Source organism: Mucilaginibacter calamicampi, assembly GCF_042676765.1.
Taxonomy (GTDB): domain Bacteria; phylum Bacteroidota; class Bacteroidia; order Sphingobacteriales; family Sphingobacteriaceae; genus Mucilaginibacter; species Mucilaginibacter calamicampi.
The window spans coordinates 88373-103817 of sequence record NZ_JBHTHU010000006.1; the positions used below are offsets into that span (position 1 = coordinate 88373).

Below are 15445 nucleotides of genomic sequence, written 5' to 3' on the forward strand. Positions count from 1 at the left end.
TGGTGCGACTAAAAGTAAAAATACCGCATCAATTTTTTGCTTGATGCGGTACTAACTTTATGAATAGTAAAATTCGAATCCTCACGGTCATGCCGAATTTATTTCGGCATCCCACGGGACATACCCACCAGATGAGTCGTCCCTTGCATTTTATAACCCGTCGCTCGTTTACCTGAATAATGGGATGCCGAAATAAATTCGGCATGACGAACGGTTTTTTTTAACAGTTAATTATTCGTTAATCAACAGTTCAGACAACCATATTAACAATCCTGCCCTTCACTACAATCACCTTTTTAGGCTGTTTGCCATCCAGGTAACGCTGTACATCGGCGTTAGCTAACACAAATGCTTCAACATCCTTTGGCTCCATGCTTAACGGAATGTTCAAATTCATTTTGGTTTTTCCGTTGATGGATATCGGGTAAGCAAATTCATCTTCTACCAAATAAGCCGGGTTAAATTTAGGGTATTCAGCATAGGATAATGTGCCGGGAGCGTTACCTAACAGCACCCACAGCTCCTCGCAAATGTGCGGCGCGTAAGATGATAGCACAATTACTAAGTCTTGCAATATCGCACGTTTATTGCACTTCAGATCTGTCAGCTCGTTCACCGCTATCATAAAGCTGGATACGGAGGTATTAAACGAGAAACGCTCAATGTCTTCCTCCACCTTGCGGATGATCTTATGGAGTGATTTTAACTCGGCTTTAGTAGGTTCAGCATCTGATACTGTGAATTCCCATGCATCGTTATGGAACAAACGCCAGAATTTACGCAGGAACTTGAACACGCCCTCAATACCGTTGGTGTTCCACGGCTTGCTCTGCTCCAGCGGACCTAAAAACATTTCGTACATGCGCAAGGTATCGGCACCGTAACGTTGGCATAAGTCGTCAGGGTTAACCACATTGTAGTAACGTTTTGACATCTTTTCAACCTCTACTCCGCACAAATATTTGCCACCCTCTAAAATAAATTCAGCGTCGGCAAATTCAGGTCTCCACGCTTTGAATTTTTCAAGATTCAAGGTGTCGTTCTCTACAATATTTACATCAACGTGGATAGGAGATGTGTTGTATTCCTTTATTAAACCATGCGATACAAAAGTATTTGTGCCACGGCCTTCCTCATCTATTAAACGGTACACAAAGTTACTCCGACCCTGTATCATGCCTTGATTGATCAGTTTTTTGAAAGGCTCTTCTTCGCCAACTTTGCCAATATCCTTTAAAAACTTGTTCCAAAAGCGGCTGTACAATAGGTGGCCGGTGGCGTGTTCGCTGCCGCCAATGTATAGGTCAACCGCTTTCCAATAATCTATTGCTTCTGCGGAGGCAAAGTCTTTACCGTTCTGCGCGTCCATGTAACGGTACCAATACCAGCTGCTGCCAGCCCAGCCGGGCATGGTGCTTAGCTCATAAGCATACCCAGCCCCCTCTAAATCTCCCCCGGTAGGGGAGACTTTTGATTCCCCTGTAAAATGAGATTTGTCTCTATTTGGTAATGAGTCTAATTTGCTTTTTACTGTATCAAAAACCCTTTGTGGATCGCGCAATACTTCGTCGTTATTAAATCGTATGACTTCAAATCCAAAATGATTTAATACGGCTGTTCTATCGTCATCGGCTTCTTTATTTAGTTTGTGATGATGACCATCCAATTCTACGATGAGACCTTTTTCAAGAGAAACAAAGTCGGCGATGAACTGATCAATAGCATGTTGGCGTCTAAATTTATAGCCTGTTTGTTCCTTTCTTAGGAACTGCCAAAGTATATTTTCTGCTTCTGTGGGCTGATTACGATTTTCGCGACTGTAATCTTTTAACTGCTCGTAATAAACAGGATCGGCGGTTTGACGGTAACTGCCTGCCTCGTGCGCTGGCGAAGTCTCCCCTTCCGGGGGAGATTTAGAGGGGGCAGACTGCGGTTTATAACTCCAGCCGTCAGCTCTTGCCAATGGCGGTTCACCTGTTTCAGTAGGCAGATATTTATCAATTTCGGGGAGTATTAATGGCAACTCGCTTTCGTTTATCAAATGCGGCAAACCATCTTTAAAATAAACAGGAACCGGCTCGCCCCAGTAACGCTGGCGGCCAAAAATGGCGTCCCGCATCCTGAAGTTTACTTTTGCTTTGCCCGCACCCAGTTCTTCCAACTTGGCAACAGTTGCTGCGGTAGCTTCCTTGTAAGCTAAACCATTTATAAAATCAGAATTGATGTATTTTCCCTCTTTGGTTGGGTCGGCTTCATCAACTATATTTTGTGTGTCCAGTATCGGGATGATAGGCAAGTTGAAATGTTTTGCAAACAGGTAGTCCCGCTGATCTCCTGATGGTACAGCCATCACCGCGCCCGTACCATATCCTGCCAAAACATAATCAGCAATGTAAATAGGCACGCGGTCGCCGTTAAGCGGGTTAAGTACGTAACTGCCGGTAAACGCGCCCGATACCGTTTTGGCATCGGCCATACGGTCCAGTTCTGATTTCTTTTTAGTTTGGATGATGTAAGCTTCAATTTCGGCTTTCTGCTCAGGCGTGGTTAACTCTGCTACTAACTCATGCTCAGGCGCAATCACCAAAAAAGTAACCCCAAAAATGGTATCAACCCGGGTAGTAAAAACCTCAATGTTGTGAGTTGCGAGTTGTGAGTTGGGAGTGATTTCTATAGCAAATTTTACCGAAGCCCCTGTGCTCTTACCAATCCAGTTGCGCTGCATTTCTTTTAGCGGTTCGGGCCAGTCAATAGTATCCAGTCCTTGCAACAGGCGGTCGGCATAGGCGGTAATGCGCATACTCCACTGCATCATTTTCTTTTGCTCAACAGGGTAACCGCCGCGCTCGCTAAAGCCGTCTTTTACCTCATCGTTGGCTAACACGGTACCTAAGGCGGCACACCAGTTAACGGTGCTTTCCCGCAGGTAGGTAAGGCGATATTTTAACAGTTCTTCCTGTTTTGTACGGTCGTTAAAGGCTTTCCATTCATCGGCGGTAAAGCTCAACACTTCATCATCACAAACAGCATCAACACCTGCCGAACCGTTCTTATCAAAATGAGCAACCAGGGTATCAATCGCTTCAGCTTTATCGGCAGCTTTGTTGTACCAACTGTTAAATAGCTGCATAAATATCCACTGCGTCCACTTATAATAATCGGGCGAACTGGTGCGCACTTCGCGACTCCAGTCGTACGAGAAGCCGATCTGGTCCAGTTGGCGGCGATAAGTAGCGATGTTAGCCTCGGTAGTTACAGCCGGATGCTGCCCGGTTTGTATAGCGTATTGCTCGGCAGGTAAACCAAACGAATCGTAACCCATTGGGTGCAAAACGTTAAAGCCGCGTAGGCGTTTGTATCTCGAAAAAATGTCTGACGCGATATAGCCCAGCGGGTGCCCAACATGCAAGCCCGCCCCGGATGGGTACGGAAACATATCCAATACATAATACTTAGGCTTGTTGCTGTTATTTTCAGCTTTAAAGGTTCCGTTATCGGCCCAAAATTGCTGCCACTTTTGCTCTATATCCTTAAATTGATAATCCATGGGGTTGAATTCGCTGGTAATAAGTGGCGAAATTAAGAAAATCTGCTTTAGTATTTAGTTTAAATGGTATTGGAGCCTACTTGCGGCTGTTATTCACACACGCTTAATATTCAGTTATTAAAAGTCTGTTAATTTCCCGCCGAATTATAGCTATCATAAAAACATGAAAAAACTTCTGATTACTCTTATCGCGGTGTTAGGCATTTGCTCATTCGCACAGGCACAAAAATCAAAAGGCGTTGAGTTTGGCGCGGGCATTGGTTACAACGGTTCTACCATTTTGAGCGAACACAATGATAGGGCTGAAATCAGGTCGGGCTTCAATGCAGCACTATCCATAGACAAGTACTTTTCTGATAAATGGAGCCTTAAAGTAAAAGCAATTTATGACCAAAAAGGGAGCAATAAAAGCGAAGTAATAGATGACGATATAGTGGGATTCGCTGATATATCTGCTCATTACATTAGTGTACCGGTAATGGCTAACTGGCATTTCGGCAAAACCCGCAACTGGTATCTTAATGTTGGTCCTTACGCTGGGTTTTTGTTAGATGCCGAACGGTCAATTACCTATTTGGGCGTAAAGTACCCCCGGTCAATGACAAGTCAGTTTAATAAAGTTGATGCCGGCCTGGCTTATGGTGTAGGCGTTAAATTACCACTTTCCAAAAAACTAAAATTTTATGTTGAGTTAGATGGCCAAAACGGAGTGACAAACATTTTTGGATACAGAACAGACAACAGTTTTAACTCAAGGGGTAGCTTTAACGTTGGGTTAAACTATTAGGCTGCCGCGTTAGGACAAGAACATCAATAAGGACCGTAACGCAGGCTTATATTTGCCTCAACTATTACAATACCCTCAAAATTTATTCGTTAATTTGAGCATGAGGGTTTGTTTTAAGTACCTGGTATTGATATGCTGCGCGTTGCTGCCTTTATTAGGCAGAGCGTCCTCCATATTGATACCGATGGACGAAACGCAGAAAAACCACCTCAAATCATACGGCATAGCTTTCTGGATGCTGAAGAACGGCGGCGAGGTTAACTGGCTGCTTAACTACCGGGGCGGTAGCTTTATGGCGCAATACACCAGCACCATAGAAACCGAATGCAAAATACGCGGTGTTAGCTATGAGTTAGTGGGCGATGCCCAGGCCAGCGCCATTATAACCGAGGTAAGCGACCCATCCGTTAACATGGACCTGGTGAAGCTGGAGAAAGCGCCTAAAATTGCCGTGTATTCGCCTAAAAGCAAAATGCCCTGGGACGACGCCGTTACCCTGGTGCTTAAATATGCCGAAATACCCTTTGTTGTAGTTTACGATGAGGAAGTTATAGGCGGCGAGCTGCCCAAATATGATTGGCTGCACATGCATCATGAAGACTTTACCGGGCAATACAGTAAGTTTTACGCGGGCTATAGTACCGCAAGCTGGTACATTGAAGATCAACGTACGCAGGAGGCCATGGCTAAAAAGCTGGGCTTTAAAAAGGTATCAAAAATGAAATTGGCGGTGGCTGAGCATATCCGCGATTTTTGTTCGGGAGGGGGATTTTTGTTTGCCATGTGTGCCGGTGCGGAAACGTTTGACATAGCGCTTTCTGCTGCCGAAACTGATATATGCTCAACCATGTTTGACGGCGACCCCGCCGACCCAGCTGCGCAATCTAAACTGGATTTTACACAGACCTTCGCTTTTCAAAATTTCAGGCTGGATATTGATCCCTATTCGCATACGTTCAGCAATATTGATGTTAACCTCACCCGTACGGTTGAGCGCGCGGAGGATTATTTTACCCTGTTTGATTTTTCGGCCAAGTGGGATGTGGTACCCAGCATGCTCACGCAAAACCACGATAAAGTAGTTAAAGGCTTTAAAGGGCTTACCACTGCCTTTAACAAAAGCGTACTAAAGCCCGGCGTTATTATAATGGGCGAGATGAAAACCGCCGGCGAGGTGCGTTATATTCACGGCGAATATGGCAAAGGGCAATGGACATTCTACGGTGGGCACGATCCTGAAGATTACCAACACGCGGTGAATGATCCGCCGACTGACCTTAATTTGCATCCCGCATCAGCAGGTTACCGGCTTATTTTAAACAATGTGCTTTTCCCCGCTGCTAAAAAGAAGAAGCAAAAAACCTGATTTAAAGAATATTTACTTAGTACGGTTACTTATCAGATCAACATTCTGCATGTACGAACTGCCTACCGGCAACACCGCGCCGTTTACATTGATCTGGTGCCGCTCAATTTTTTGGACCTTGTTATGAGCCGCAATAAACGACCGGTGTACACGTATAAATTGATCAGTGGGCAGCAGGGCCTCTGCTTCAGTTATCGTCATGCGCGAAAGGATGGTGCTATCCCTTAAAACAAAAGTGACATAATTGCCCGTAGCCTCCAGATAGCAGATATCCTCAAAATTTACGCGCACCTGCTCATACCCGGTTTTAATAAACAGGTAGTTCTTCTTATCATTTACATTTTCGCGCAGCAAAAACAGCTCGTTAGCTTTATTGCATGCTTTGGTAAAGCGCACCAGCGAGAAGGGCTTAAGCAGATAATCTACCGCGTCCAGTTCAAAACTTTCCACTGCATGTTCAGAGTAAGCGGTGGTAAATATTACCATTGGTTTTTTATTAAGGCAGCGCATCAGCTCCATGCCGCTTATGTCCGGCATCTTTATGTCCAAAAAAAGCAGATCAACCGGTTCCTGCTGCAAATAAGCCATCGCCTTAAAGGCATCCGCAAAGCTGGCCTTAAGGTCAATAAACGGCACTTTTGAAGCATGCGATTGCACTACTTCTAACGCTAAGGGTTCATCATCAATGGCTATTGCGGTAAGCATATTCGTATTTTACAGGTCATGCTTGGCAATGACACCTTTTTTATTCCGTCATGCTGAACTTGTTTCAGCACCCCACATGCCAGGCACACGTTTATGTTTAATGGGCTGCCGAAACAAGTTCGGCATGACCGTTTGTTTATAATTGTACGTTTAAATATATAAATTACTTATTTAAAGCCATTGTGATACATCAAGACAAGTTAAAGAGATGGGAAAACCCGCTACAGCTTTAAGGTAAGGTGTACAAAAAACTCCTTTGTTGTTTCGCGTATCATCAGTTCGTGCCTGTCCGGATAAAGCAATTGCAGACGCTGTTTTACATTGAGCAACCCTATGCCGTTGTTGTTCTTTTCAGGGTCGGTACCAATTTTGGGGTGAACACTGTTATACACGTCAAAAAACAAATTAAGCCCTTCGGTATGCAGCGCTATTTTTATGTGGGATGCCTCGCGCAGGCTAATGCCGTGTTTAAAAGCGTTCTCTACAAACGGAATAAGCAGCATGGGGGCAATTTGTAGTCCGTTTACTGACTCCTCAATTTCTGTTTGTATTACAATTTGCGGCGATGTATGTGTGCGTAGTTTTTGCAGGGAGATGTAATTGTTCAAATAATCAACCTCGCGCATCAGCGATATTTTTTCCTGCATGTTCTCGTGCAGCATAAAGCGCATCATATCGCCCAGCTTTTGAATGCCTTCGCCGGTTCGCTCGGCATTTTCTTGTATGGATGTGCCATAAAGCGTGTTTAACGCGTTGAATAAAAAGTGCGGATTGATCTGCGAGCGTAAAAAATCAAGATTGGCTGATGATTGGCCTAACGCGGTTTTAAGGCCCGTTATTTCTGTACGGCCCATACGGTGGTGATAAATGAACCAGGTTACAGGCGCTACTATAAATGCATAACAGCCGGCAATAAGTAATACGATAAGCGCGAATGTGTTTACTCTATGAGAGTTATGTAAGGAGTACAAAAATATTACCAGACCCGAAATAGCAAGAGCCATTAATGTAACACGCGATAGATAGTTGCTTAAGCCCTTGTTTTGACTTTTTACCAGGGGGATGAGTCTTAACGACAAATAGATATACACCGGTATTACAGGCAGGAATAAAAATGCCTGTCCCTTAATAATTAATAATAGAAATAACCAGATGCCAAGCGCCCAATAGCTATCACGCCAAACCTTGTTTGAGTCTTTAATTTTTTCGGTAATTAAACTAACTACAAAAGCGCTGTATTTAGCATAGTTGTAAAGGGCATAAGCAACAAAAAACCACCATACGGTTATTAAACTTCTTCCCAAAAGCCTAACCATAATTTCATTCCGGTAGATATGTTTATTGTAGGGAGTTGGTACCAGCAAATAGCGTTTTAACCAAAGGTCTGACCACGCCCAGATAACAACCGTTGCCATAAATATTAAAATGCTAAACATTACATGTTTGCTAACAGAAGTATTAGTAATAAACTGACGGATGATAATAAAATGCCCAAGCAGATAAATGCCGTACAGCGTTGAATAGCGAAAGAACAAAGGCAGAAAGTAGTTTTCAAGGTATGAAATTTGGATGTGTGCATTTTCAAACGACCAATGCTCCTCAACCTCCCAAAAATTTTGGTTAATGGCTACGCTTACCAGGTTTAAAACAGAAAAGATAAATATCGCGGTAACTACCTTAAACTCTATTTTATTGTACTTATCTACATCAAAAGTATTTTCCATTGTTTACGGTTTAATATGCTGCAAGGTAAGCAGCCGCCTAATAGTTGGTAAACAGTTGGGATGAAAATGCTAAACTGTGGGATGAATTAATTTTGCGCAATTTATACACTAAGGGTGTATACAACCACAGGTTGTTTTAGCCTGTTTGTGTGCAAAATTTCATTTATAAAAAAATGCCTTTTAAGTTATATAATTGGTATACAATAACTTATATAATACGTGTATACAGCCCTGATATGGTGTATACAGCGTATACAGCTACGCCCCGAAGGGGTATTTTTTGTTTTTCTTCTTCTCCGCCTTATCTTTTTTCTTTTGTGCCCTGTCCTTTTTCTTTTGGTTCATATCGTCCATACGTTTATTTACCGAGCTTTCAGTTTTCTCGTCTAGACCCATAGTGGGTTTAAGCCCCTTTAGCATGGTTGTCCATACCGTTTTAAAGAAAGGAGAATCCTTAGGGCGGGAATACACCACGTTGAACGTGCGGGGTGTTTCGCCGGGTTTATCCGGGTTGTTATGTTTGATGATGAACAGATTGGCAAATAAGGTAGGGATCAGCTTACGCGAGTATAACAGATTATCTTCGTTAACCCTAAGCAGCCTAACCTTAACGTCGTTATATAAAAGCGCGATGTGGCCATGGGATATTTTGGCGTTTCCATATATATCAAAATCGTAGCTTTTTAGGGTACCCTCGGTAATTTTTACCATAGACAAAGGCATGGTTATTTTGTTAACGGCCTGCAGTGACATGGGCCCCAAATGGCCTTTAATGCTGTACGGCGCGCTACTGGCCCGCAAATTAAAGCGGAAGGAAATATTCAGCTTCCCTTTACCCATAAACCAGGTATTGATCTTTGCTGTGGCTATGCTGTCTTTGTTTAAAGCGTTTGGGTTGGTTGTAACATTACGAATGTGAGCGCTGGTGCCGGCAAAAACAATCGTTCCTGTTTTATGAGATTTTTTGCCCAATTCGCTGTAAGCAATGTTCAGTTTTTTAATGTCGATGGTATCTATCTTCAGATCGGTGTTAAGCTTGTAAAGCGCCACATTAGGAAAAGTTTCCAGCTTTTCTTTATAAATTTTGATCTTATTAGGGTTGTTATACAGATCAAGCACGCCGCTATTAATAACAATGCTTCCGGCTGCAAAACTGCGGTATTTGTGGTAGGATAAAAAGTCGAAATTATTGAGCTGCACCGAGTCAAGCCTCACCTCAAACTTATCCTTACGGCTTTTGGAGAAGAAAACATCGGCTTCTACAGGGTCAAACTTAAAACCGGTAATAATAACCTTTGCCGTTGCGGTAGATAGTTTTAGCCGTTTTAGCGAGTAGGTATAAAGCCCGTTTGCTGTTCTTCCGGAGTAATTCTCCACATCACCGGATACATCTTTGCAATATAACAAACGCGTGCGGTCTGTTTGCGTGGCCGAGTCGATAAGCAGGTCGTGCGCGTGCAGATTCATCTGTTTGATCTCAGATACTGCAACTTTATTGCCCGAATGATCATCGTATTTAAAGGAAATATTGTCCAGGAAAATATCGCCAACATGGGCAGATTTAAAGCTTTTTGATAGCTTTTGCCATGCGGTACGATGGTCTTTTTCGGTAGTGTCCTTTGTGTGATTAAGCGCGTAGCTTACCTGTATATGCGGCGAATTAATGGCAATACGACCAATGTCTATTACTTTATTAAAATACAGCTTAAACGGATGGATCTCTGACACCACAATGCGGCGGGCATTCAGTCTTATCAAATTATTAGGTGCAGTGCCCAGTTTCATCTTACGCCGGTACACCGCCGTGTCGGGTATCAGCGATACATTATACAGCATTACTTTGCCCTGCAGAATGTGTAGCTGAGCATCAGAAAAATCGGCACGGTATAAACTATCGCTGCCTTTTATTACGGCATTTCTTACTTTTCGCGCCAATACGGGCGACAGCAGCGTGTTTATTAATAAAGCCGCAACTAACAATAAAACAACCGGGATAATTATGGCTGCAGCAATTATCCGGCTGCGTTTGGTCTTTAAAAAGCTAATGGGCATAAATAGTTCCCGGATAGTTTGCTATATATTGTTTGTTAGTGCTCTTGCGTTTCAATTTACAATTTTCCTTCAACTTAATCATCTATAACAACTAAAATACGATTTTGTTAATTCTGCCAATCTGTCACGCTGTATATAAAATTTATGTATTTTTGCAGCTCAATTTTTATAAGCAATGATAGATTTGGTTCTTGCGGACAAAACACATGATGAGGGCAGACAGGGCGAGGCTTTAGTATTAGAGCCGGTTGAAGGTAAGAATGCCGGACGCAAACTTTATATAGAAAGTTATGGCTGCGCCATGAATTTTTCTGACAGCGAGATAGTTGCGTCAATTTTATCAGAACAGGGGTTTGAAACCACCGGCGATTTTAATAATGCCGATGTTGTATTTATAAATACATGCTCAATACGAGAGAATGCCGAAACCCGCGTACGTAACCGTTTAAAGGAGTTTAAAACTGCAAAAGCTAAAAACCCGGGAATGGTTGTAGGTGTGCTGGGTTGCATGGCCGAACGTTTAAAAGCTAAATTTTTAGAAGAAGAAAAACTGGTTGACGTTGTTGTGGGCCCTGATGCCTACCGCGACCTGCCGAATTTAATAGACCAGGTAGATGGTGGCCAAAAAGCGGTAAACGTTTTGTTATCCCGCGAGGAAACTTATGCGGATATCAGTCCGGTACGGTTGAATAGTAACGGCATTAACGCCTTTGTATCTATTATGCGCGGTTGCGATAATATGTGTTCATTCTGCGTAGTGCCCTTTACCCGTGGCCGCGAGCGTAGCCGCGACCCGCATTCAATTGTGAAAGAATGTACAGATCTGTTTAATGAAGGCTACCGCGAGGTTACCTTGCTTGGGCAAAATGTTGATTCGTATAAGTGGAACGGGCAGTTATCAGTTGACGGTGAGCAGTTAGCAGAGGACAATACCGCTACTGCAACTACCAACTTTGCTAACTTGTTAGAAATGGTAGCGCAGGTAAGTCCTGAGTTGCGCATAAGGTTTTCTACCTCGCATCCAAAAGATATTACAGATGAGGTTTTATATACTATGGCTAAGCACGACAATATCTGCAAGTATATTCACTTGCCGGTGCAATCAGGCAATAGCCGTGTACTTGACCTGATGAACCGCACCTACGACAGAGACTGGTATATTAACCGTATTGATGCAATTAGGCGTATTATGCCTGAATGTGCTATTTCAACCGATGTTATAACCGGGTTTTGTACAGAGACGGATGAAGAACATAAAGAAACCGTAAGCATGATGGAGTACGTAAAGTACGATTTTGCTTATATGTTTATGTATTCTGAACGCCCGGGCACCTTAGCGGCAAAACGTTATGCCGACGATATACCCGAGCCCGTTAAAGCAGCGCGATTAACAGAAATTGTGGCGTTGCAGCAGCAGCATTCGCATCATCGTTTACAGGCGCAGATAGGTAAGGTACAAAAGGTTTTGATTGAGGGTTTCTCTAAAAAATCAAAGAACGATTACGCGGGCAGAACAGATCAGAATGCCATGATGGTATTCCCAGTTGATGAAAGATTTAAACCGGGCCAGTACGTTAACGTAATAGCAGAAAGATGCACTACAGCTACGTTGATGGGGAGAATTGTCCCCCAAACCCCCTAAAGGGGAGTTACGGCTTGAGGATCACTATTAAACTATATAGATACATCTAACTATTATTCCCCCTTTAGGGGGTTAGGGCGCATGGAAATACAGGAAATAAAACAACGCTTCGGTATTATAGGCAACTCGCCGTTGCTTAACCGGGCTATAAATATTGCTAACCAGGTTGCACCTACTGATATTTCGGTATTAATTACCGGCGAAAGCGGTAGCGGTAAAGAGGTATTCTCGCATATAATACACCACATGAGCCAGCGCAAGCATGGGCCGTTCATAGCGGTAAACTGCGGCGCTATCCCGGAGGGTACTATTGATTCAGAACTGTTCGGTCACGAAAAGGGTGCCTACACAGGCGCCGTAGGCGAACGTAAAGGCTACTTTGAAACAGTTAACGGAGGCACCATTTTTTTAGATGAGATTGCCGAAATGCCGTTGGGTACCCAGGCAAGGTTGCTGCGTGTGCTGGAGTCGGGTCAATATATTCGTGTGGGTTCATCAAAGGTTGAAAAAACAAACGTGCGCGTAATAGCGGCTACCAATGTTGACGTTTATGATGCGGTAAAGAACGGAAAGTTTAGGGAGGACCTTTACTATCGTTTAAATACTGTTCCGTTGCGCATACCCTCGTTGCGCGAAAGGAAAGAAGATATTTACCTGTTGTTCCGCAAATTTACTTCAGATTTTACTGATAAATACCGCACGCCACCCATACAACTGGACGAAGAAGCGCAGCAGATCCTGATAAATTATGGATGGCCCGGAAACGTAAGGCAGCTTAAAAATATGGCTGAGCAATTGGCCGTGTTAGAAAGGGATCATCTTATTACGGGGCAAACGCTGCTTACCTATATTCCATCTGATGGCAACAACCGTAATTTGCCCATGCGCCTGGATCATCAGCCAAAGGAAGACTTTTCTGAACGCGACATATTATACAAAGTGCTGTTTGATATGAAGCGCGACATGGTGGAGCTGAAAAAATTAGTGGTTGATATGATAGAGCATGGCGGGGCATCAGCTAATTATGCTAACCACTCGCAAACGCTTACGCAACTTTACCGCGATATTGAGTTGCCTGTTGCAAACGAGCAACAATTTACTATCCAGCAACCCGTTAATACCATTAGTAAGATTACTAACGATGATGATGGTTTTAATATAACGCATCATGCCGAAGAGGTTGAAGAATCGTTATCGTTGGTAGAGAAGGAGTCGGACCTGATACGCAAGGCACTTAAAAAGCATAAGGGTAAGCGTAAGCTTGCTGCTAATGAGCTTGGAATATCTGAGCGTACGTTGTATCGTAAAATTAAAGAACTGAATTTGTAAGCTCATGAGCAAAAAGATATTATTGTTGTTAACAGTGTTGCCTGCGTTTTTTTTACTGCCGGGCTGTGCTTATAAATTAAATAGCAATGCTATTCCTGCCGAAATGAAAACGGTGAACGTGGCATTTTTTGAAAACAACGCGCCTTTAGTTGTGAGTAATTTAAGCTTAATGTTTACCGAAGCGCTTAAAGCACGCGTACGTACAACCACGCGCTTAAGCATTGTTAACGGCGAAGGCGACGCCAATTTTAGCGGTGCTATAACAGAGTACAGGAGTACACCTGTTTCAATACAGGCACCCAATACCAACGCGCCGCCTGTAGCAGGGGCGCAGGCGCTTACTTTAACAATCCGCGTTAAATTTGATTATCCGCCTAGTAAAGAGATCTCCTTTGATCAGCCTTTTAGCAAAAGCCTCAATTACTCGGGTAACCTGGCAGCGCAGGAGCAGGCACTTCTGCAAAAACTCACCAGCCAGATTATTGATGATATTTTTAACAAAGCCTTTAATAATTGGTAACAATTTTATAGCTTCAGCGGCGTGAACGAAAATACAGGAAATAGCAAGTATGGGGTTTTTTATGATCTGTTGGATAATCCGGCTGATCTGGCCCAATCAGATGCTTTTAATTTGCAACAGCTTATTAATGAATTTCCGCAAAGCGGCTTATTACGGTCAATGCTGGCTGTTAAGCGCGACGAAGAAGCCCTGCAAAGCGCCAGCGCTTACGTTAACCCCAAATTGCTTTATGTAATTTCAAATGCTTTTGGGTCACTTCGTGCCGTATCTGCCGAACAAATAGTAGTTCGCCAGGCGCTGGGAGAAGCCCAGCCGGTATTGCCATTACCAGAGAGTGTTGATCTGCCCAACCTGGATATAGACGAAACCAACTATTTCCATATTCCTATTGATGCTGACCTTGTTTTTATTGAGGATGAAAAAGCAGAGGATGTAACATCTTTTGATGAAAATCAGGAAAATGAAAATACAGGTGCTGAAACGGAAGGGGTGGAAAGCCCGGCCGCAGTAACCGATCAAAGTGACGAAGTTGATACCGAAGTGGTAGCCGAAAGCGAAAATGAAGAGGCAGCTGAAAATGAAACGGAAGCTGCGCCACCATCAGAAATTGATAGCGAAGTAGCGGAGGAAAACGAAACGGATGCTGCGCCATCGTCAGAAAATGATGCTGAGGTTAGTGATAACGAAGCAACTAACGAAAATGATGAGGAAGCGGGATCAGGTGCCCCGGCAGAAATAACAGATCAGCCGGAATCATCTGCAGAGCGTCTTACTGAAGAAGCAGAAAGCCCTGAGGGATTAGAACAAGAGGCTGAACAAGCGGAGGAGGAATCAGATGTAGCGCAATCTTTTGTGCAGGCAAATGAAAGCGATGCAAATAGCGATGCCGTCAATGATCACCATGACGCACCGCCTGCTGAACAAACTGACAACGCTGAAGTGGAAGCGGAAGATGCCGGAACAGGCAGCTCGCCAACACCGGCCGATCAGGAAATAGACGACGAAGTATTTGAAGAGATTGTAAGTATTGAAGATATAGGCCTTGAACAGTTAGCCGTAATAGATAAGGCCGCTGTTGAAGAAGAAGCGGAGCAGGAAGCTACACATGATCTCCAAAAAACTGAAGAAACAGCTGCCGGAGATAGTTATTTTGTATTTGAGCCTGCGCTTCCTGAAGATAGCGAAACCCATGCACCTGCGAATGTGACCACGCAGAGCGAGCCGGTTGGCAAAACCCATCAGAATGTATCAAGGTACAATGATGAGAAGATGCCTTACAGCTTTATGTGGTGGTTAGATAAAACGCGTAAGGAGCACGCGGCCATCTACCAGCCTTTTGCAACAGAAGGTAAGTTTCATACCGAAACTGTTGCCGCTGTAGAAAAACCGCAGCCTGCTGCAGACCATCTGCAGCAGCAATATGTTGAAAATATATTCGCGGTAAGCGCTGTTGTTAACGATTTGAACGTTATCCCGCCAAAAACCGATGCGCCGCCTGTTGAAACAAAAGCGGATAAGATAATTGAGAAATTTATTCACGAAGAGCCGCAGATAAAACATCCGAGCACGGTTAAGTTGGATAGCGAAAATAAGGCAAAGAAAAGCTCTGAAGACCGCGATGAATTGGTAACCGAGACGCTTGCCAAAATATATACCGAGCAAATGCTGTATCACAAGGCTATTTTAACATACAAAAAATTGATGTTGAAATTCCCGGAAAAAAGCCTTTACTTTGCAGGCCAAATTGAACAATTAGAAAATAAAATAAATTAA

At 43.5% G+C, this 15445-nt stretch carries 10 protein-coding genes; 6 read left to right on the plus strand and 4 right to left on the minus strand.

What is annotated here, in order from left to right; all coding sequences use genetic code 11:
• Positions 1-250: 250 nt before the first annotated feature.
• A complete protein-coding gene (locus ACFQZS_RS10000) occupies positions 251-3547 on the minus strand; it encodes a leucine--tRNA ligase (RefSeq protein WP_377099772.1) in 3297 nt (1098 codons plus the stop codon).
• A 163-nt stretch (positions 3548-3710) separates the two neighbouring features.
• Between ACFQZS_RS10000 and ACFQZS_RS10005 the strand changes: the two genes are divergently transcribed.
• Both ACFQZS_RS10005 and ACFQZS_RS10010 read left to right on the plus strand, forming a co-directional pair.
• Positions 3711-4334 carry a porin family protein gene (locus ACFQZS_RS10005; RefSeq protein ID WP_377099774.1) on the plus strand — a complete coding sequence of 208 codons (624 nt, stop codon included), beginning with the start codon at positions 3711-3713 and terminating at the stop codon, positions 4332-4334.
• Positions 4335-4518: 184 nt separating this feature from the next.
• Positions 4519-5700, plus strand: coding sequence for an asparagine synthetase B (locus ACFQZS_RS10010; RefSeq protein WP_377100563.1), 1182 nt, complete (start codon positions 4519-4521; stop codon positions 5698-5700).
• A gap of 12 nt (positions 5701-5712) precedes the next feature.
• Here the strand turns inward: ACFQZS_RS10010 and ACFQZS_RS10015 are convergent, their stop codons facing one another.
• The 3 genes from ACFQZS_RS10015 to ACFQZS_RS10025 form a co-directional block, all read right to left on the minus strand.
• Entirely contained in the window at positions 5713-6405 is a 693-nt protein-coding gene (locus ACFQZS_RS10015; RefSeq protein ID WP_377099776.1) for a LytR/AlgR family response regulator transcription factor, read from the minus strand.
• Positions 6406-6626: 221 nt separating this feature from the next.
• A complete protein-coding gene (locus tag ACFQZS_RS10020; protein ID WP_377099777.1) occupies positions 6627-8129 on the minus strand; it encodes a sensor histidine kinase in 1503 nt (500 codons plus the stop codon).
• Positions 8130-8387: 258 nt separating this feature from the next.
• Positions 8388-10181 carry a hypothetical protein gene (locus ACFQZS_RS10025; protein ID WP_377099780.1) on the minus strand — a complete coding sequence of 598 codons (1794 nt, stop codon included), beginning with the start codon at positions 10179-10181 and terminating at the stop codon, positions 8388-8390.
• 175 nt (positions 10182-10356) lie between these two features.
• On the opposite strand from ACFQZS_RS10025, the gene miaB reads away from it, so the two are divergent.
• From miaB to ACFQZS_RS10045, 4 genes are all read left to right on the plus strand, one after another.
• Positions 10357-11823, plus strand: a complete 1467-nt coding sequence (miaB, locus tag ACFQZS_RS10030) for a tRNA (N6-isopentenyl adenosine(37)-C2)-methylthiotransferase MiaB (RefSeq protein WP_377099782.1) — start codon at positions 10357-10359, stop codon at positions 11821-11823.
• A gap of 81 nt (positions 11824-11904) precedes the next feature.
• On the plus strand, positions 11905-13152 hold the full coding sequence (locus ACFQZS_RS10035; RefSeq protein WP_377099784.1) for a sigma-54 interaction domain-containing protein: 1248 nt from the start codon (positions 11905-11907) through the stop codon (positions 13150-13152).
• 4 nt (positions 13153-13156) lie between these two features.
• A complete protein-coding gene (gene lptE, locus ACFQZS_RS10040; RefSeq protein ID WP_377099786.1) occupies positions 13157-13672 on the plus strand; it encodes an LPS assembly lipoprotein LptE in 516 nt (171 codons plus the stop codon).
• A 21-nt stretch (positions 13673-13693) separates the two neighbouring features.
• Complete coding sequence (locus tag ACFQZS_RS10045) at positions 13694-15445, plus strand: hypothetical protein (protein ID WP_377099788.1); 1752 nt, start codon at positions 13694-13696, stop codon at positions 15443-15445.